The organism is Myxosarcina sp. GI1(2024), assembly GCF_053543375.1.
The window spans coordinates 20,588-38,704 of the sequence record NZ_JBKGTY010000017.1; the positions used below are offsets into that span (position 1 = coordinate 20,588).

Annotated in this window: 22 protein-coding genes and 1 pseudogene; 5 read left to right on the plus strand and 18 right to left on the minus strand. The window is 40.4% G+C overall.

Translation table 11 applies throughout. The features are described 5' to 3' along the window. Positions 1–131: 131 nt before the first annotated feature. Positions 132–1,402, plus strand: a pseudogene (locus ACLFKQ_RS29375) (IS701 family transposase). A 45-nt stretch (positions 1,403–1,447) separates the two neighbouring features. Here the strand turns inward: ACLFKQ_RS29375 and ACLFKQ_RS29380 are convergent. From ACLFKQ_RS29380 to ACLFKQ_RS29455, 16 genes are all read right to left on the minus strand, one after another. Next, positions 1,448–1,903: a GNAT family N-acetyltransferase gene (locus ACLFKQ_RS29380; RefSeq protein ID WP_449003157.1), complete on the minus strand. Its 456-nt coding sequence runs from the start codon at positions 1,901–1,903 to the stop codon at positions 1,448–1,450. Between the two features lie 163 nt (positions 1,904–2,066). After that, positions 2,067–2,759 carry an aspartate/glutamate racemase family protein gene (locus ACLFKQ_RS29385; RefSeq protein WP_449003158.1) on the minus strand — a complete coding sequence of 231 codons (693 nt, stop codon included), beginning with the start codon at positions 2,757–2,759 and terminating at the stop codon, positions 2,067–2,069. 289 nt (positions 2,760–3,048) lie between these two features. After that, positions 3,049–4,122 carry a class I SAM-dependent methyltransferase gene (locus ACLFKQ_RS29390; RefSeq protein WP_449003159.1) on the minus strand — a complete coding sequence of 358 codons (1,074 nt, stop codon included), beginning with the start codon at positions 4,120–4,122 and terminating at the stop codon, positions 3,049–3,051. 105 nt (positions 4,123–4,227) lie between these two features. Beyond that, on the minus strand, positions 4,228–4,935 hold the full coding sequence (locus ACLFKQ_RS29395) for a cysteine hydrolase (protein WP_449003160.1): 708 nt from the start codon (positions 4,933–4,935) through the stop codon (positions 4,228–4,230). Between the two features lie 101 nt (positions 4,936–5,036). Continuing rightward, a complete protein-coding gene (locus ACLFKQ_RS29400; RefSeq protein WP_449003161.1) occupies positions 5,037–5,774 on the minus strand; it encodes an SDR family NAD(P)-dependent oxidoreductase in 738 nt (245 codons plus the stop codon). Between the two features lie 11 nt (positions 5,775–5,785). Next, entirely contained in the window at positions 5,786–6,511 is a 726-nt protein-coding gene (locus ACLFKQ_RS29405; RefSeq protein ID WP_449003162.1) for a hypothetical protein, read from the minus strand. A 159-nt stretch (positions 6,512–6,670) separates the two neighbouring features. After that, positions 6,671–6,979, minus strand: a complete 309-nt coding sequence (locus ACLFKQ_RS29410; protein ID WP_449003163.1) for a hypothetical protein — start codon at positions 6,977–6,979, stop codon at positions 6,671–6,673. 65 nt (positions 6,980–7,044) lie between these two features. After that, a complete protein-coding gene (locus ACLFKQ_RS29415; protein WP_449003164.1) occupies positions 7,045–8,157 on the minus strand; it encodes a carbon-nitrogen hydrolase family protein in 1,113 nt (370 codons plus the stop codon). 108 nt (positions 8,158–8,265) lie between these two features. Next, positions 8,266–8,670 (minus strand): calcium-binding protein, encoded by a 405-nt coding sequence (locus ACLFKQ_RS29420; RefSeq protein WP_449003165.1) that lies wholly within the window; start codon positions 8,668–8,670, stop codon positions 8,266–8,268. Positions 8,671–8,775: 105 nt separating this feature from the next. Next, a complete protein-coding gene (locus ACLFKQ_RS29425; RefSeq protein ID WP_449003166.1) occupies positions 8,776–9,180 on the minus strand; it encodes a hypothetical protein in 405 nt (134 codons plus the stop codon). A 60-nt stretch (positions 9,181–9,240) separates the two neighbouring features. Next, positions 9,241–9,639, minus strand: coding sequence for a DoxX protein (locus ACLFKQ_RS29430; protein ID WP_449003167.1), 399 nt, complete (start codon positions 9,637–9,639; stop codon positions 9,241–9,243). An 84-nt stretch (positions 9,640–9,723) separates the two neighbouring features. Next, a complete protein-coding gene (locus tag ACLFKQ_RS29435; RefSeq protein ID WP_449003168.1) occupies positions 9,724–10,317 on the minus strand; it encodes a TetR family transcriptional regulator C-terminal domain-containing protein in 594 nt (197 codons plus the stop codon). A 141-nt stretch (positions 10,318–10,458) separates the two neighbouring features. Beyond that, a complete protein-coding gene (locus ACLFKQ_RS29440; RefSeq protein WP_449003169.1) occupies positions 10,459–10,944 on the minus strand; it encodes a GNAT family N-acetyltransferase in 486 nt (161 codons plus the stop codon). After that, on the minus strand, positions 10,917–11,699 hold the full coding sequence (locus tag ACLFKQ_RS29445) for an alpha/beta fold hydrolase (RefSeq protein ID WP_449003170.1): 783 nt from the start codon (positions 11,697–11,699) through the stop codon (positions 10,917–10,919). Before ACLFKQ_RS29445 ends, ACLFKQ_RS29440 begins: the two co-directional genes overlap by 28 nt. 193 nt (positions 11,700–11,892) lie before the next feature. Beyond that, positions 11,893–12,291 (minus strand): VOC family protein, encoded by a 399-nt coding sequence (locus ACLFKQ_RS29450; protein WP_449003171.1) that lies wholly within the window; start codon positions 12,289–12,291, stop codon positions 11,893–11,895. A gap of 106 nt (positions 12,292–12,397) precedes the next feature. Further along, positions 12,398–13,152 (minus strand): IS5 family transposase gene (locus ACLFKQ_RS29455; RefSeq protein ID WP_448998612.1). Its coding sequence is split into 2 segments (ribosomal slippage): positions 12,398–12,829 and positions 12,832–13,152, totalling 753 coding nucleotides; the frame shifts between segments, so codons are not numbered across the junction. 529 nt (positions 13,153–13,681) lie between these two features. Between ACLFKQ_RS29455 and ACLFKQ_RS29460 the strand changes: the two genes are divergently transcribed. The 3 genes from ACLFKQ_RS29460 to ACLFKQ_RS29470 all read left to right on the plus strand — a co-directional run bounded on the left by ACLFKQ_RS29460 (position 13,682) and on the right by ACLFKQ_RS29470 (position 15,841). Next, complete coding sequence (locus ACLFKQ_RS29460) at positions 13,682–14,722, plus strand: hypothetical protein (protein WP_449003193.1); 1,041 nt, start codon at positions 13,682–13,684, stop codon at positions 14,720–14,722. A gap of 518 nt (positions 14,723–15,240) precedes the next feature. Next, on the plus strand, positions 15,241–15,453 hold the full coding sequence (locus ACLFKQ_RS29465) for a hypothetical protein (protein WP_449003172.1): 213 nt from the start codon (positions 15,241–15,243) through the stop codon (positions 15,451–15,453). A gap of 13 nt (positions 15,454–15,466) precedes the next feature. Then, entirely contained in the window at positions 15,467–15,841 is a 375-nt protein-coding gene (locus ACLFKQ_RS29470; RefSeq protein ID WP_449003173.1) for a hypothetical protein, read from the plus strand. 63 nt (positions 15,842–15,904) lie between these two features. On the opposite strand, the gene ACLFKQ_RS29475 is transcribed toward ACLFKQ_RS29470, so the two are convergent. Both ACLFKQ_RS29475 and ACLFKQ_RS29480 read right to left on the minus strand, forming a co-directional pair. After that, positions 15,905–16,258, minus strand: coding sequence for a hypothetical protein (locus ACLFKQ_RS29475; protein ID WP_449003174.1), 354 nt, complete (start codon positions 16,256–16,258; stop codon positions 15,905–15,907). Between the two features lie 52 nt (positions 16,259–16,310). Continuing rightward, positions 16,311–16,955 (minus strand): HD domain-containing protein, encoded by a 645-nt coding sequence (locus ACLFKQ_RS29480; RefSeq protein ID WP_449003175.1) that lies wholly within the window; start codon positions 16,953–16,955, stop codon positions 16,311–16,313. 100 nt (positions 16,956–17,055) lie between these two features. Here ACLFKQ_RS29480 and ACLFKQ_RS29485 point away from each other — a divergent pair, with 100 nt between their 5' ends. Beyond that, complete coding sequence (locus ACLFKQ_RS29485; RefSeq protein WP_449003176.1) at positions 17,056–17,787, plus strand: LuxR C-terminal-related transcriptional regulator; 732 nt, start codon at positions 17,056–17,058, stop codon at positions 17,785–17,787. Positions 17,788–18,117 lie beyond the last annotated feature (330 nt).

Genomic DNA, 18,117 nt, shown 5'->3' on the forward strand with positions numbered 1-18,117 from the left:
GTGACACAAAATTCCACATACTTTTTGTTGTGAGATTAACGGTACTTAAACAATTTAAACAGACAAAATAAGATAGAATACCTTTGCTGATTAACTTTAACATTATTCTAAAGCCCGATCGCACTTACTTTATGAAAGAAACTACTCCCGCAGCCATGCCTCCCTGTTTCGATAGATGAGATGGTGTCAAAAGTTTGATGATTTACTGAGAACTAAAGCGCAAAAAAGGGAATTCAGACATTATTTAGGAGGATTATTAGGGGAAAGTGAGCGAAAAAATGTATCTCAAATGGCTAAAGACGCAGTAGAGGTCACATACCACAAATTACACCATTTCTTAACTGAAGCAACTTGGTCAGCGAACAAGATAAATGAACGTCGCTTAGAAGTGATGAACAAGTGTAATCAAACGAGAATCAGTAAGGGATTTAGTCTAATTGTTGATGACTCTGGGCATAGAAAAAGTGGTAACTTTACCGCAGCAGTAGGTCGTCAATATATTGGGGAAATTGGGAAAACAGATAATGGCAATGTTGTAGTAACAACTCATCTATATGATGGCCAAAAAAGCTTACCTTTAGACATAGAACTATATCAACATGGTAATTCGTTGCCCGAAGGAAAGAAAGACAGAGAATTCAAGAAAAAACCCACCTTAGCCTTAGAATTAATCGATAAAAGTTTGAAGAGGGGATATCGACCAGGACTAGTATTAATAGATTCGTCCTATGGTAACAACACAACTGTTTTACTCGAACTGGAAAAAAAGAAATTAAAGTATATAGGAGGAATCGCTAAAAATCGTAATATTTTGGTTAAAACTCCATCAAATCAATTAGAAAAAATCAGAGTAGATGAATATGCTCAATGGTTATCTGATGAGGAATTTAAGGAGATTCAAATCCAGGGTGAAAAACCTAGAACCGTCTGGGTAGCAATAATAGAAGCAGAAATATCAAGGCTAGAAGGAATCAGAAAAATAGCTATCGTCATGAGTGCACCAATCTTTGAAGATGCTGAAGATATTGACTACTTACTCACAAATGTTGAGGGAGAAATAGTAACCGAGCAATGGATAGTTCAAACTTATGCTCAGAGAAACTGGATAGAAGTTTTCTATCGAGAAGCCAAGGGATGGTTAGGATTAAAAGAGTATCAAGTTAGAGATAAGAAGAGTTTGGAAAGACATTTTATTCTAGTTTTTTGTGCCTATACTTTTATCCTTTGGCATAAGCTTACTGGAGGTTTAAGAAGACGTTGGGCGAACAAACCTTTGGAGACATTTCCTGAAGCATTAGAAGCTTTTCGTACAGGTATATCTTATCGTTTTGTCCAATGGTTGAACCAAAATCGCGACGTATTCGTAGCTTATAAAGCTAGTTTGGGCTTTGTTTGGGCTTGATTTTTGTTTAAGTACCGTTAACTCAATCCTTTTGTTTCATTAACGTCACAGCATCCGTCTTTTGATAAATTTCATCTCACCTTCAAAATCTCCATCAGATTCAACACCAATAGGAATCCACCCTAGATGAAGATAAAAGCCATAGGCTCTCAATTTGGGATCGTTACCCGTGACCAGCCAAATCTCTTCTAAATCGTTTGACCATAACCAGTTTTCTGCTGCCTGCATTAAGATACGACCAGCTCCTCGACCTTCAAAACCAGGACTAACAAATATACCAACAATTGTTTTTTCAGTTTTATTAGCGATAGAAAATCCGATTAATCGATCGTCGAGTTCGACAACCCAAGCACGGCAATCTGTTTGAAGCATCTTCGCTACTGAATCTGGGGTTATGCCAAGTTCGGCAATTTCTTCACGGGATTGATAATTCTCCAAGACACTGGTTCTAATCTCAAAAAGAGTTTCGATATCTTGTTGTTGAGCAACTCTAATAAGCATCTGTTTTTCAAATAAATCTAAGCTTTATTTTTTATTTTTGGTGGTCTGTAAACAAAAAATATTAACGATTAACTGTTCGGAATCAATTTCTCTATAAGATTCCATCTCAACTATTAAACTAATCTTTGATGCTTTGAGCAAAGAGAATAATTGTCTTGCCACGCTATGTTAATTTCTTTAGAATGCTTTCAACATGAATTTTGGTCGTATCTAGGAAAGGTATATCAGCACTGCCAGATGCTGTTAATATCAGCGGCAGTTCGGTTCCGCCCAATATTAAACCTTGAATTTCATGTTGTTGCTCGATCTTTGTCACAATATTAAGCAAGTCATTTCTAGTTTTATCCAGAAAAATTCCTTTCACAAGTTCATTCATGTATTTCTCGTGAATATAGACTCGATCTTTTTCGTCGGGTACTATTACTTCGATATTCTGTTTGGTGAATATCCTGTCATAGAAACCACTCATCATCGTAAATTTGGTGCCGAATAAACCGACTTTTTGCATACCAATCTCTCTCGCTTTCTCACAGGTGGCTTCAACAATACTAATCATGGGTAAGAGCGATGCCTTCTGGACTTCATCGAAGACGATATGGGGTGTGTTTGATGCCAATACCGCGAAATCAGCCCCAGCCTTTGCTAGCTTATTTACTTCAGAGGCTAAATATTCTACGACTTCATTTAGCCGATTTTCTCCAATCAAATCGAGCATCTTTTTCATATTGATACTATTAATTATGATTGAAGGATAGTTACCGTTTTTCTCGTGATCGCTGTAAGAGGAAACGATTAAACGATAGTATTCAATTGTCGATTCAGGAGCAATTCCTCCCACAATTCCAACGGTATTCATAGTTGCCTCCAGAAGTCTTTATCTATCTCCCGAATTTGCGCGATCACTTAGCTAGAGCAGGTGGAAAGCACGGTTAGTCGAGCTTGTCCTAAAGGATACCGCTCCGCACATTCCATGCCCGCTAGAAAGCGTCGCGCTTTTGAGGACGGAGATTTAAATATTGGTAAAGCGGCTCGCTTTTTAGTAACCTGGTCAGATAAATTTTGTGTATCAAAAACTGACAAATCCGATTTCTTAAATCTTTGAGAATGCCTCACTAACAAACAAAGTCCACACATATTTTTTCTCCCTAAGTTTTCTGAATAACATAAAAATTGTTCATGATATCATGGTCGAGTTGCTTAATTTCAATACCCTTAAATCCAGCTTCTTGAAGCATTTCCAGGGTTTTTTCTTCACCCCACATCGTTCCTAAACCCATCCCCCCGTCTGCTAAAGATACGGTCATGCAGTGCATACAGGAAATTGTGTAAAGTAAAGGGGCTAAAGGATGATCGAGATTATCCCCAACTTCAGTTTTGGCACGGATATCCTGCATCAAGTAGAATCCTTTAGGTCGCAAGGCACGGTTGATATTTTTAAGAACCATATCGGGTTTAGCTTGGTCGTGAATCGCATCGAAAGTGATAGTTAAATCGTACTGTTCGATTTCAGCGATCGCCGCAGCGTCTTTAACTTCAAATTGAACGTTAGATAGTTCTAGCTGTTGGGCTTCGGTTCGAGCATTAGATATTGCTTCTGGAGAAAAATCGTAACCTTTAAATTGACTATTCGGAAAAGTTTTCGCCATCCTATTGAGAGCTTTACCGCTACCGCACCCTACATCTAATACCGAGATACCGCTTTGAAGATCGGCGATTGCTTCTGGAACTAAAGGTAAAACCGATTCAATTAAATTGGCAACGACAGTTTGTCCGCTATCTTCTGCCATGATTTGATGAAACCGTTTAAAAGCAGAATAGGGTACTCCACCACCATGATGAAAAGATTCAATAATCCCATCTTCAACGCTGCCTAATTGAGATATGTACTGAGCAAAGGTAGCGATATTATCGGAAGATGCCGATCGCGTTAGAAAGGCTGCGTGTTCTGGGGGTAGGTAATAGGTTTTGTTTGCGCGATCGTAATCGACAAAACGACTAGTAACCATAATTGCTAACCATTCTCTAACATAGCGTTCGTTTAAACCTGCCGTATCCGCTATTTGTTGGCTAGTAGAGGGCGGTAAATTTTCCATCACATCAAATAATCCCGTGCGATGACCGAGGGACATAGCCAAAGCGATCGCGCCACTATTGAGAATATTGAGTAACCTCTCGGCAAAGGCTTCAGCTTTGTTGGTATCTAAATTTGCAGTGGTCATGATTTAAAGCGATTAGCCATATCGCATTGTTCTATTGCTATTAATCTAAACAGCGATCGGGAAAAAGTAGAAAAGACTGAGATCGCTTTTTGTTGAGTTCATAGACTAAGAGAAATTAATGGATGAAAGTTTTGGTGAGGAAAGACTTTGACTTAAGACTTGTAATGTCTCTTTAATTGTCCAAACAGTATTGGCGAGCATCCGAAAATTGATCGAAGCTGCTTGATAACCATCCCCTTCAGGAACTCTAGCACCAGCCGTGGCATCTGTGACTACAGCAACCTCAAAGCCTTGTTCGAGTAGTTCTCGCAGATGAGATTCGACGCAGAGATTAGCAGACATTCCTCCGAGGATGACTTTTTCTACTCTTTGTTTTCTAAGCTGCAAAATCAGATCGTTGTTTTCAGGACCATATATCTTATGAGGACTACAGATGATTGTCTTACCATCTTCTATGTAGGGTTTATACTGTTCTAGCCAATCGGCTCCAGAACCAATAAATCCGTCTAACTTGAGAGGACTTTGACGATTAAACATTTTAATCCTGTGCATCAGTTTTTCTACCGCCCCTTCAAACTTCCATCCATAGTCAGTTGGGTAATAGTAATGAGGAGAAATAAACAACGGTAGGTTGTAATCTTTAGCTGCTTTCATCAAAGCGGCAATATTGGCGACAGTATTGTTCTCGGTGACGCTTTTGCCCACAACGCCCCAAGTTACGCCGTTAGGACTGAGAAAATCATTTTGCGGATCGATAATCACGATCGCAGTTCGTTCTGGATCGATTGTCATTCCAGGATTGGGAAGTATCATGTCTTTAATCTCTTTAAATTTTGGGAAGAAGTATTTTGAGAATATAGGAGTTCAGAAGTTACAGAATAAGAGAGTTTATAGCAATAGAATTCATTGTTGACTTACCACTTTTCACCAAAGGGTCGAATTTCGACATTAAATGACCACGAAGATTTCGCTTGATGGACTACGTGAAATACTTCTTCGGCAATATCTACGGGTTGACAAAAAAATTCGTGAGGTTGATTAAGATTTTCAGCTAAAGATTTAGTCCTTAAACCCTGGACTGGTTTATTCATTGACCAAGGAGTAGCGATCGCCGCATCAATAGTAATATATGCCACGTGTACTCCTTTTGGCCCTAAATCTCGCGCCAAAGACTGTGCCAGGATGCGTTGAGCTGCTTTGGTTGGTGCAAACAGGGCGTAAGAGGGAATACCTCGCCAAGCAGCAGTGTTGCCAGTAACTACAATTGTTCCCTTTCCTGCTGCGATCATTGTAGGTGCTAATTCGCGGGTCAGATAAAGTAAAGAAGTAGTGTTGACACGGAAGTTTCGCTCTAAATCCTCTGGATCGGCTTCGAGAAAAGTACCAAAGGTGGCTCTAACTGCATTGTGGATTAGAATTGAAGGATTTCCCATTTCAATGTGCACTGCTTCAATAGTTGCTAGTAGCGCCTGTAAATCTCCAACATCGCAAACATAAGCTTTGGTATTAGGCAGTTCGCTTTCTAGTTTTTTTAGGCGATCGCGATTTCGGGCTATCATGGCTACTCGATAGTTACTTCGAGTAAATCGACGGGGGATCTCCGTGCCTGTACCATCTCCAACACCTGTAATCAGACATAAAGGTAGGTTCATATTCTTACCTCCTAGTTATGAGCCAGTTTGCGCTGACCGACTATTCCTTCTCGCCAAATTCCTAACAGGTTAAAGGTTACGAAAGTCGGGACTATCATCATTGGAGCTAAACTCATAGGAAATGTATATACTGCCTCTGCCGTTGGTGGTTGACTGAACATCTGTAACGCTCCAGGTAAACCAAGCTGAAGTAATAAAGGTGCAGTTGGTACGATAATGACGAAGCCAATGAAATGCCAAATAATTAAAGCCCGACTGCTAATTTTTCTCTGCATGGTTAATATTCCTACTATCAATGCAGACAAACCAAAGCAAAGATCGGGGATGCCGACAATAAGTTCAAAGTACAAGGGGAAAGTACCTTGTAATGTGTGGTAGGCAGTGCCAATTGCTGAAATCCTTCCAGCTTGAACCAGGGCTAGCCAGTAGGCTGGAGTTACCGCTAAAGTAGATACAATTCCTTTTTTTACCGTTGGCAAGAGAAAACTGGCAAACACGATCACAATGGGAATAACTGGCAGCCACAGGGCAGGGTAGAGTTGATAGAAGTTTGTAGATTCAGATATTCCCGATATTCCTAAGTATATGGCGATCGCTGTCCAAATCGCTAGTCCAATAACAGGAATGAATGTTGTTTTGAATTGTGTTGTATTGATATATCCATAGCGTTTTGCTTTCCAGGCTAAAAACGGTAGAAAAAGCAATTGAAACAAAATAAGCAGAGGTATTATGGTCATGTTCTTCACCTCCAAATACAAAATTTGCTTAAACAATTTCTTATCTCTTGAGGAAGCCATTCTTTGTTTAGTCTTTTGGTCTTTTGTTACTTGATGACTTCCTATCATTGCAATGTGGAGTATCCTAAACTCAATCAACTCCATACTGATTTGTTCGTGTTACTCTAGCTTGCTTTCTCGTACCAAGGGATGATGCCAACAGCGTAAAGAACCACCTTGCCAATAGACTGCACTCATGGGAGTGGAAATTACTTTTTGCCCTGCTTGGCGAAGTTGATTAATTAACCGAGGCAATTCGCTAGCGACAATAATTGTTTTGTCATCCAACACCAAATGATTACAAGCTAGCTTGGACTGGGCATCTTCAAAGGAGAGATCGATAATTTGCCATCCTTTCAAGAAATCTGGTAAACCATCGACAAATCCTTCACGGCAAACTACTGCCAGCCCAGGACGAGGAATAGACAAGACAAAATCTAGATGGAGAAAATCTTTGGTGATGCTAATTTTATGAACTCGGTATTCCGAGATGACTAAGATCGCGTTGGAGTTGCAATTTCTGTACTTTCAGGTAATTTAGAGTGCAGATGCCTCACATTTTCCGATAGCTGCTCGATCTCTGCGGACAAGCTAGCTATGGCATCTTGGTTCTCATTGAGATCGGTTACTAAAAGCCGATTATTGGGTTTACTCAAGAAAGAACGAGTTACGTGATATTCTTCATTGTTAACCAGCAAACTGAGTAAATCGGGACGAGCATAATGACCAGTAGCATCGTGCCAATGAGCCATATCGGCGATCGCGTTGAAATCTAGTTCGGCATAAAGAATCCCTTCTCGATCTTCAATCGGTTCTGCTAAATATTCACCACCAGGGGAAATAATCGCCGACCAACCGCCCCCTTCTCGCAGAAATTGCTGTTGATATTCTGTTTGGCAAAGCTTTTCATAACCTGCCCGATCCAATGTACCTTGAACGTTGAGGACAAAACACTCGCCAACTAAAGCATGATATCGGGATGCTAATTTAGCTGACAGGTTGAACTTATCGGTTTGGGGATACCAAAAAGCCAAACCACCAACCCAAGATGCCACATGAATTTGAGGACGTTGGGCGATTAAAGCATGGCGAGTCAGATCCATTGTGTGTTCCCAACAAATCAAGCCACTGAGTTTGAAGAGATCGTAATCGAATACTTGAAGATTCGTCCCATCTCCAAATCCCCAGCAAGTTCGCTCGGCATGGGTAGGCATAATCTTGCGGTGTTTACCCAGTAATTTGCCCTGACGGTTAATAGATAAGAGGGTATTGTAGCAAGTGTTGCCATCCCGTTCGCTAACTCCCATAACCAGATCTATGTTGTTAGCACGAGCTACCTCGCATAAAATATCGGTTGTTTTGCTTGGTATTTCGACACTGTTGAAATACCATTCCTTAAACAAATCGTGATACCACTCAGGCGCGCCTAGCCAAATATGATAGGGATAGCCTGGTAAGAATGATTCGGAAAATACTGCCAGTTCTGCACCCTGACTGGCAACTTCTTCAATTAAGGCGACGGCTTTGTCTAAAGTCTGTTCTCGGTTATAGAGTACGGATGCAGCTTGTATGACTGCTGCTTTGATGGTGGGAAATACATCACCCATGATTTATCTCCTAATGTTTTAGATTACTTTGGCTTATTTATGCTGCGCTGGTTTGGCTGTCAGGCTTTATCTCTTCCTGCACTTCTTCAATCCACTCCGAAGTTGTCATCACTTTGCCAAAGAAGCTTCCAGAGATAGTAAGGTTGATCGATATAGTTCTGCTGCTGTTGCTTTAGCTGCTTTTTTTTCAAGATCGAGAGTGCCAGTAGCGTCAGCGAGAAACTCCACAGCAAAACCAAGATGATCGACTCCCGTAGCGTCTTTTTCTCCCCGTTCAAATCCAATCAGAGTGTCATTTCCCCTGCCTCCGTCTAGCTCATCGCTGCCAATTCCGCCAATGAGGAAATCGTTATCTCCTCCTCCTTTAAGACTATCTTTACCTCCATCACCACGAAGATCGTCATTGCCATTATTCCCAATGAGCCGATTGTCTCCTTGAAAGCCTGATATATAATCGCTTACATTGGAGCCAATTAAGAGGTCGTCGCCTTGAGTACCAGGTTTATATGCCATGAAAATTATTCTCCTTTTTTAGTTTTAAAATTTGGTCAGTTAAACTTTTAGCGATCGCCAAAACAACGTTAATGTATCGATCGCTATCATGTATCGCAGTTAAATCTAGACAAGTATTTTTTCGCGGTCGTACTTAAGATCGCTTTGACCTGTTTTCACTACGTAGTGGATTCCTTGGTCAACCTCATATACCCTGACCCATTCCAAATCTCCTGCTTCTTTGAGTAGTCCCGAATGGGGCGATCGCGATCGGGTGGTATATTCAACTTGGGTCATACGACAGGCTTGACCGCCATATCGATAGACATATTCGTTACTACCTTCTGTAACCCAGCGAGCTTGATAGAGTTTCCAATATTGACCGTCATGTTCGTAAATATCGAAGGTCATTTCATAGTTACTCTCAAATTGCAGATGCCAAGAACTGCTCTCAATTTTGTGCCAATCGTTTAGTTGGCTACCATCTTCAAATTCTTGACCTGGGATTCTCCAGCGCAAAGTATTTTTCATTATTACCTCCTGTTTTTAATTTTGATATGACCAGTCGTCTCAAAATAAACTAAAAAAATTTCAACTCAAGGTAAGCAAGCGATCGCGCTCTCGCAATAGAAATAAGGCGATCGAGGCTCCCAAGACTGGTATTCCTGCCCAAAATAAAAGGTTAGGGGGTTGATAGGGATTGAGCAATTGTTGATAAGTAGATAGTAGAGAAACCGTATGCATTCCCAAAACTGCTCCGTAAGATAGTGTTTTAAATTTTCCAGTTAAGAAAATCAACACAATAACGGTCTGGATACCACCTAATCCAACTGAAACAGTCGGTGAAATTTCAGAAAAGTAGAAGGTGGCAAAAATTTTCTGTGTCAATTCTGGAACAATCAGCTTACCTATCGACCAAACCAGGAAAAATAAAACTAAGCTAAGGCGCATAATTGCCAAAGATATCTCTAATAAACGTTCATCTTTCATTTCGATCTCCCTTTATTAAGTTTATATATGACCAGTCGTCTAAAAACGCTCAAAAAAAGTAGCTTCTGATTCAAACTCCTATTTTTACTTCAGACGCAGAAAATCATCAACCATAACTTTGGTAAACTGACGTAAAGGTTCTACAGACTGTTCAATTTGCATTCTCAGTAATGCTCCCTCGTAGGCGTTCAATAAAATACTTGCCAGTTCCTCAGCAGCAAGGTCATTTCTGACTGTTCCCTGTTTTTGAGCTTTGGTCAAAATTCGGACAAATCGCTGTTGTATCAGTTGTAAACTCTCAGACATCGCTTGTCTGCATGGCTCACTGCTGTCTCCTAGTTCTGCTCCCAGATTACCTATTAGGCAACCTTCTCTTGCTTGTTCGTGTCTTAAAATCTCCTGTTCAAAAAACTGCTTCAGAGCATCAAAACTATCTTGGTTAGGATCGTTTAACCATGCATCCATATTAGCGATCCATTGTCGGGCATATTGTCTGATGACTTCTGCACCAAAGTCTTCCTTGCTTTTAAAGTAATTATAGAAAGAGCCTTTAGGTACTTTTACTCGATCTACTACCTCTTTGATACCAGTGCCATGATAGCCTTGGTCGATCAAGATTTCGACTCCTCGATCTAGAAGTTGTTCGCGGATGTTTTGATTGAGTTTTGGTCTAGGCATATTTTTAATATATGACCAGTCGTCTTAAAAATCAATTGCTTTTACAAAACTTTAATTTTGCCAGAGAAACACGATGAGGTAGATACGTCAGAAGGAGGCAGAAGCCTCGGTCAATTTCTGTTTCGAGTTTAACCATTTGAGCTAAAAACATCGCTCTAGTACGACTTCTCCATCAAGCATCTTTCCAGTATGCTTAAACCCTTGGTTCAAATAAAAACCTTCTGGGGAACCAGGTTCTGGCACATAGGAAGTCTTAATAGAGGTAAAAACACCTTTAGCACGGACATGGGCAATAACTAACTCTAGTGCAGTCTTACCAATGCCTTGTCCCTGAAACTTAGCATCAACCATAAACCGCCATAAAAATGCCTCTGGATTAGTAGAAGGAACTTTGCGGAGTTTCTCATCATAGAGCATTACAAAACCTACTGGAGACTCTCCATAATAGATAGCTCGAAACCAAGCCTCTTCCGAAAATAGTGCTTCAGCCAGAGAAACGGCATTACTGGCAACAAAGCGTTGCTGTTCTTCACAAACCTTAAGATCGGTAATTAAGCGTACAGTATCAGCAGTAATCTCACGCAGCGTTACGGAAGCTTTTAAGGATTCGTTGGAGTTCTCGTACATAGCAAACCTGTTTCAACTCGATTGATGTAAGTTTTGATTAGTGGTGCCACAATGTCACCCCGTAAATAAACCTGGAAATGATTTAGACCAAATAAAGGAACAAAGTCGCCATTTAGTAATTGAGAGGAGGCTCGCTTGACGTTTTGATAATGAGCATCTTTGCTACCAGCAAATAGACGACAGCCCATGATCATAGACGGCAACACATCTGAGATATCGGGTAGATCGTTAGCGACAACCGCTCGCAAGGCATCAATATCGTTATCTAGAAATCGTTCTCTAGTTGATGTCGTAAGAGTTCCAGTAGCAGACTCAATTACCTCAAGCCATAGATCTAATCCACGTTGGAAAATATTGCGGAGAAACCGCCTGCTGGCCAAATAAGGATGATGTCCGCCCATAACAAATGCTTTGATTCTTTTTGGTGCATACTTTGCTATGGAAAACCCAATTCGACAGCCCAGGGAATTGCCAGCGTAATAGACACGATCTAGGTGGAGTTTATCTAGCACGGCAACAACATCACCCGCCATCAGCTTCAGATTGTATGCCTCACAGTCATGAGGTTTGTCGCTCTTGCCATGCCCCCTTGCATTGATCGTGATGAGTTGAAATTTATCTTTCAACCGTTCTACATAGCCAAACTCGTACCAGCTTTCGATGCTATCGCTTAAGCCATGTTGGAGTACCAGAGGTAGTCCTTTACCCTCTACTTGGTAATGAATGCGGATCCCATTATTAAACACGAAAGACATTTCAAACAGTAGGTATGAAGAATGCTATCTATCTCAAAGATATAAATCAAACGAGAAGAAATAGGGATTTTTTGAACCTAAAGTCAGAAACGATCTATTTCTAAAAGATCGCAGATTTACTGGATAGAAAACTCTTGTCTAATCCCAATCCCAAAAGCATAGCGTTCGTTGTTAAATTGGAAACAGGCTAAATCTATCTCAATGGATAGTCCTTGGTGTATTCTACAAATTCAATTTCATTGCCATCTGGATCGCTGACATAGATGCGGTACTTCGTCTCAAGTGACTCTAGGGTGTAATACTCAATTTTATTTGCTTTAAGTGTTTCTTGTAATTGCTTTCCATCATCAATGACAAAATCAATATGGTTGATGCCAATACCTTCATAGAGATATTGCTGGCGATCGCCATTTATCGCATCGTTAAGAGCTATGTAAATGCGCTCGTTTTCGAAGTGTCGCCAACGCCTACCGTTTTCATCTTTACCCTGGGCGCGAACATACCAATCGGGAAACAAGGTTTGATAAAAGTGCTGGCTGGCATCAATTTCTTGGCAAGAAAGGTTTAGATGTTCAAAGCGATCAAGTTTCATTTTCACTTATTGGTAAACAATTCTCATGATTAAATTGTACTCATAACGACTATGGATTGATTGGAGTTATAAAATTTTGTAACTAGCATAGGTTCTGTTGACACAATTAACGCAACCAAATTAAAGCCGAAGCAAATTCGGCAAATCCCAAATAACATTCGTCAGTTTTGTCAAAACGGCTGAAAACGCGACGATAGTATTTAAGTTTGTTAAAAAAGCACTCAACTAGATGTCGCTCCTTGTACAGATGTGAATCGTAATCTCTAGGGTTGAGGCGACCAGAACGAGGCGGAATCACGCCTTGAGCACCAGTTTCCTCAATCAAGACCACAAAAGCATCACAATCATAGCCTTTATCGGCAATTACCTGTTGAGCTCGATAACCAGCCACCAATGCCTCTCCTTGACTGATATCGGCGGTTTGCCCTGGAGTCAGAAGCAACCGCAGCGGATTGCCCAACGCATCTACCACAGCATGTAACTTGGTACTAAATCCGCCACAAGAACCTCCTAAAGAGTGTTTTTCTGACCCCCTTTTGCTCCTGCTGCACAGGGATGAGCACGAATCATGGTGCTATCGGGAATTAAACTTTCTAAGTCAGCAGAGTGGGACATTTCTTGCAAGAGACGATGCCAAACTCCCTTCTGACACCAACGCCGATATCGTTTGTAGAGGCTGTTCCAGTTGCCAAAACGTTTGGGTAATTCACGCCATTGAGCACCTGTGCGAGTAATCCAGAGAACCGCATTCAGAAAACGACGACAAGCTTTGGGGTCTTTGATACGGATGTCTTGTTGGTGGCTCAGAACAACGAAAATTTGCTGCCAAGCAGAATCGTCCAACTTAACACGAGATTTCATGAAGAATTTTTTGACTAAAATCAGCAACTTCAGGTACTTTCTCATCTTTGCCTCTTTACGTCAACAGAACCTATGTCCCCCGCCAGGGAAATAACACTTAGGGGCTTAGATTTGTGCTTGACCGCATGGAGTCTAGGCTCTCTTTTACGTGTTTAATTTTTAAATATTTACCAAGGTTGCTGTTTTTATTTGGCAAACACTTGGGTTTACCGAAAATTCCCTTCTCCAGTTATCTTGATTAATTTCAAACGAAGCTTAACACCGTTAAAAATACTAATTCAATAGAACATAATTACTAATACGCGAGCTTCACAGGTAGATTGAAAAAAAATACGCGAGCTTCACAGGTAAAACTGTACGCGAGCTTCACAGGTAAAAGTGAAGTTGTGTAAACTTTATCGACTAATGCTCTCAAAACTAAACCACAAAAGTCCAAAGTAATTATCCTTATGAAAGATAAATAGTCTACGATATTAGTGTGGTGAGTGAACATACCAAAGATTTTTTTCCTGTAGATGGTCAGCTTCTAATGGTCATGCCACGAGCTTCTGCCTCTATCAGAAATCCTGAAGTGCAGCTACCAATTCTGAGAAAAGATAAAGGTAATTATTACCTTGAAATGCAGGTAAACGCTGATTCTGATGATGAGAGAGAATTGGCAGTTACCCGTCGGATATCGTTGGATAAGCTTTCTCAGGCTGAATGGAATGAATTAGAAGCTCAGTATGACAATTTAGACTTGAGCGCGTGCAATGATGTTGGAATTAATAAACCTCTAGAAAATATTAAAGACTGTCGAATCAGGCGTTTGTTTTTGGCTCTGCTAACCTTTTTGAATCCCAGACAAGTAAGTATTGTTCTTTATTTGTACAGAGAAGCAGCTATTCAAGATAATGGTTCGCTGGTTTCTTTTCGTTCTAACGAGCTTCTCGATAGTTTGGGATACAAAAAAACTCAAGATGGGGGATTTGCTGCTCGCGTGCGATCGCAGCTCAACCAAGATTTAGTAGCATTGCATCGGACAGAATTAGTTTTTGCGCGCTCGCTTCAAAAAGGAGAGCAAATAGGAGCAAAAGTATCTGTAAAAAGTATTTTACGAATCAGGGATTATGAAATTGATAAAGTTCCTCGTAATTTCGATCTGTCTAAAGCTGCTGACTATACTTACGAATTGGCTGATGCCTATACTGTAGCTCTGGAATTTTTTGAAGATGCCTCGAAGCAGAATCGTAACGTACTGTTTTCTAAGAATATCGATTTTAAAGAAAAGCTGGGAGGAAATGCTAAACGGGATTATAAGACAAAGCTACTTATTTATATCGCTAGCAGAATGAAATGGGATAGATTGAAAGAAGGTCAGTATTTAATAATTTCCAAAAACTGTCTGCTTAAGAATTTAGATTTGCTAGGGAGTAATAAATCTCGCAATAACAAGATATTGTGGCGCACCATAGAACAGCTAAATGAAGATGACTACATTATTGAAGCTCAAGAGCTAACTGCAAAAGGAAAACAGACAAAAATCCAGTTCCAAATAAACCCTCAAAAAATTAAATATTTTGATACATAGTATTACCGAACAGAAGTAAATTCTAATTTCTACTATGATTCATTACTTCACTGCATTTATTACAAATATAATACTATAACTTTTCCTCTTTTAATTTTTTAATTCAACCTAAATGAGATCGAAAGTTCAGTTACAGATGCTTCAATTTGTTCTTTAGTATCTCGACAAGACTATTAATCTTCAAACATTTTGCTATTTGATAAAGGTTTGTACTGCGGTTTGACAACGATTGACAAGAAGCATCGTAATTTGAAAATATTACGATTATTACGGTATGCTTGCAACTGCTCAATAGTCTTCAAAGCCTTACTCCATAGCATAAAACTCGTTTTATTTGTCAGGATAATTTATCTTTCGGTTGCAATTTTTGTGGTAGTAAAACGCGCAATTTAATTTACTTATGGGGATCGATGTTACAACTTTTAGTGCAGATAACTCGATCTTCTATGCAGTAAACTTCTTGTAGGGATTTTATCGTTTTGGTTTTGGGGAAGGGGTAAAGGCTAAGGGGGAAAGGGATGGCGATTCGACGGTTAAATAAAGATAATAGATTTACAAGAGGCGATCGCTCCAGTGCTACCGTTTATACTTTACCTACCGTCAAAGCGATGGTGGGCTGTTTTGACAGATATCTTAACCTAACTATCGCTGATGGTCATGCCAGTATAGATACCATCAAAACCTATCGCAGTCGGGTTCATCAATTTCTTAGTTGGTGTTGGCTGGTCTAGCTTTATCCATTGTATGGAATCATTAGACCGAAGTAAAGAAAAAGAATTAAAAGATAAACGCGCTTCTAACCGTTTACGCCTAGCAACTACAAGAGTTAAAGACGCTGAGCGAGAACGCATTTGGGCGATCGCCCAAGCTCATGCTGAAGGCTTATCAATCAGAACAATAGCTAAAGTCACTGGCTTGAGTTCGAGTCGTATTCATCAACTGTTACACACTGATGAAGCCGAGCAAATTCCTGAATGGCTGAACGTTTTATCAGCATCTTTGAGCCAAGTGGATACTGAATTAGATGGTCACCAGGAACGCTCGCTGTTAGTGTATCGAATGGTTGAAGAAATTAGCTCGTGGAGAAAAAGTGGTAGTCAATCTCCGTACCTCAATTGACCCTAGAACAGCTTATACAGGTATCGATCGCGAGTGGGTATTTCGAGTACTGAAGCGCGTTGTTTATGGTTCGGTTACTACGCGAACGCCTCCTCCGTCGGATTCTAATTGCTCGTACTTTTGTTCTCGCTCGAATTCTTGACTGCTACAAATAGTTTCTAAATCGATTATTCTGGTTTCTATTGCTAATAATCGATCTTGCGATTGAGTAATTGTATTCAAATCCGATCTTCTAGTATTTCTCCATACAGATACAGTCCCTGCACCAGCTCCAATAATTACGGCTAAGGGTAAGATTACTCCGCTTTGAGCTATTGCCGTTAGGGGAACACAGATTCCTAACATTGCCGTAGCCAAACCCCAAATAATGGCAGTAGTACGAACCTGGTAAGCTATTTTTTGCTCGTTATTTTTCATCTTGACTATTTCCTATTTTTAAACACTGAATTTTACGATCGCTGCATGAACCTCATTCATCAAAAGGACTGTTGCGAATCAATTCAGCAAAAGTCGGACAAGCAAATCCGTGGACGTGACATCTGCCAATATCGGTCATCCAGGTAAGAGCAGCAGCTTGAGGCTTGTGTTTGATTTGCGAGATTATTGACTCCATAGCCAAACTGTTTAATCCCAGTCGAGAATAGGCATCGATAACTTGCTCAACTGTTTCGGGAGCGATATCTTCTAATCCCATCCCGAATAGATCGGCACCTGCTCCTAAGTGTACTAAAGCAATTTCGGGTTGTTTTCTGGAGGCAATGCCAGAAGAGGTATGCAAAGCAACCGCATCCCAGACAATTTCGGCTTTTTCTGCTGACAAACCATGTTTTAAAACAAATTCTCGTGCCACATCAGCACCATCCACCTCAAATCGCTGTTCGCCACTATCGAACTTTTCGGTCAAGCCCAGATCGTGCATGACTGCGCCTAAATACAGTAATTCGCGATCGTATTTCAGTCTATCTCGCTTGCCTAAAATTTCTCCAAAAATAAAGGTGCGTATACAATGATTATAGAGACTTTTTGGGGATACTTCTGCAACTAATCGAGTAGCTTTTTTCGCTATTTTGCTATCTGGGATTGAGAACTCACTCCAGTTAATCGCGGTCGCCATATAATAACTCCTGTTTTTTCTTTAAGTTGCAATTTGTCTTAGTATAAAAATTAGTAAGGAAGCCCAACATTACCCAAATGGGTAGTTTGGAAAAAGCTGAATGTCTAATTCTCTCGATCGTTTATTTCAAACATTGGCTTTTGCTGATGATGAAGACGAAGTAAAATTTCGCTTGATGGATAAGAGTGTTGGCGAATATTTTGGAGCGCAAGATTGGGGAATTAATCTTTACGATCGACAATTTCGCCTTATATCTATCGAGATCTGCGGTATCCGAAATGTAGATAAGTTTGTGGAGCGTTTTCAAGATGTTGGAAGAGATAACGATCTATTGCATGGTTATGTATTGAAACATCACGCTCCAGCACATGAAGAAATGGTATTACCATCAGGAAGCTGGGAGCAAACAGATATTTATCAGAATTTTTGCGCTTACTACAACCACGAACACATAGCGATCGCACCTATAGTTGGAGAAGGTCGTCTTATTGGTGCGATTTACTTTGCACGCGTCGAAATTAGTCCTGCATTCAACAATCGCGATCTTGTCGATTTAAGCGCGGTTTCGGCTCATCTTTCTGCAACTCTAGCAAAATTGAGAACGCGATCGATAAGTTCAAATGCACCTCTAGCTAACTGTTTAACACACCGCGAATTACAAATAGCTGAATTAGTAGCTCAAGGATTAACCAACGCTGAAATCGGTAAACGGCTATGGATTAGCAGGAATACTGTCAAACAAACTCTCAAAAATATATTTCGCAAGCTCGATGTATCTGCTCGCGCTCACATGGTCGCCAAACTAAAAGGGGCTGACAGTTCAACAAGCTAATTGCACATGGCTGGGAAACCCAGCCATGTGCAATTAGCTTCAATTCTCGATAATATCAATTGTTGAAGGAAAGATCGAACCTTTGAGTAGATCTCGATCGCAACAGAGAAAGGCTCGTACTCAGTTCTGAAACTTCGCAATTGCTGTCTGATATCTGGCACTACACCCTAAGCATATTGCTTGAGTTCAGCAGTTGTCGCGAGCGGTCAGCAGCAGCGGGTTAGGTTTGATGTGAATGGCGTGAGTTTATGCTGCAACGATCACTCCATTTTTTCTTAGCGGTACTTAAACAAAAATCAAGCCCAAACAAAGCCCAAACTAGCTTTATAA

Coding starts and splice junctions, on each gene's coding strand:
- ACLFKQ_RS29425 (WP_449003166.1), bottom strand. CDS start 9,180: ATGAAAAATACTTTGCGCTGGAGAATCCCAGGTCAAGAATTTGAAGAT.
- ACLFKQ_RS29380 (WP_449003157.1), bottom strand. CDS start 1,903: ATGCTTATTAGAGTTGCTCAACAACAAGATATCGAAACTCTTTTTGAG.
- ACLFKQ_RS29485 (WP_449003176.1), top strand. CDS start 17,056: ATGTCTAATTCTCTCGATCGTTTATTTCAAACATTGGCTTTTGCTGAT.
- ACLFKQ_RS29405 (WP_449003162.1), bottom strand. CDS start 6,511: ATGACCATAATACCTCTGCTTATTTTGTTTCAATTGCTTTTTCTACCG.
- ACLFKQ_RS29460 (WP_449003193.1), top strand. CDS start 13,682: ATGGTCATGCCACGAGCTTCTGCCTCTATCAGAAATCCTGAAGTGCAG.
- ACLFKQ_RS29470 (WP_449003173.1), top strand. CDS start 15,467: ATGGAATCATTAGACCGAAGTAAAGAAAAAGAATTAAAAGATAAACGC.
- ACLFKQ_RS29390 (WP_449003159.1), bottom strand. CDS start 4,122: ATGACCACTGCAAATTTAGATACCAACAAAGCTGAAGCCTTTGCCGAG.
- ACLFKQ_RS29415 (WP_449003164.1), bottom strand. CDS start 8,157: ATGGGTGATGTATTTCCCACCATCAAAGCAGCAGTCATACAAGCTGCA.
- ACLFKQ_RS29465 (WP_449003172.1), top strand. CDS start 15,241: ATGGCGATTCGACGGTTAAATAAAGATAATAGATTTACAAGAGGCGAT.
- ACLFKQ_RS29435 (WP_449003168.1), bottom strand. CDS start 10,317: ATGCCTAGACCAAAACTCAATCAAAACATCCGCGAACAACTTCTAGAT.
- ACLFKQ_RS29440 (WP_449003169.1), bottom strand. CDS start 10,944: ATGTACGAGAACTCCAACGAATCCTTAAAAGCTTCCGTAACGCTGCGT.
- ACLFKQ_RS29420 (WP_449003165.1), bottom strand. CDS start 8,670: ATGGCATATAAACCTGGTACTCAAGGCGACGACCTCTTAATTGGCTCC.
- ACLFKQ_RS29400 (WP_449003161.1), bottom strand. CDS start 5,774: ATGAACCTACCTTTATGTCTGATTACAGGTGTTGGAGATGGTACAGGC.
- ACLFKQ_RS29395 (WP_449003160.1), bottom strand. CDS start 4,935: ATGATACTTCCCAATCCTGGAATGACAATCGATCCAGAACGAACTGCG.
- ACLFKQ_RS29450 (WP_449003171.1), bottom strand. CDS start 12,291: ATGAAACTTGATCGCTTTGAACATCTAAACCTTTCTTGCCAAGAAATT.
- ACLFKQ_RS29475 (WP_449003174.1), bottom strand. CDS start 16,258: ATGAAAAATAACGAGCAAAAAATAGCTTACCAGGTTCGTACTACTGCC.
- ACLFKQ_RS29480 (WP_449003175.1), bottom strand. CDS start 16,955: ATGGCGACCGCGATTAACTGGAGTGAGTTCTCAATCCCAGATAGCAAA.
- ACLFKQ_RS29445 (WP_449003170.1), bottom strand. CDS start 11,699: ATGTCTTTCGTGTTTAATAATGGGATCCGCATTCATTACCAAGTAGAG.
- ACLFKQ_RS29385 (WP_449003158.1), bottom strand. CDS start 2,759: ATGAATACCGTTGGAATTGTGGGAGGAATTGCTCCTGAATCGACAATT.
- ACLFKQ_RS29430 (WP_449003167.1), bottom strand. CDS start 9,639: ATGAAAGATGAACGTTTATTAGAGATATCTTTGGCAATTATGCGCCTT.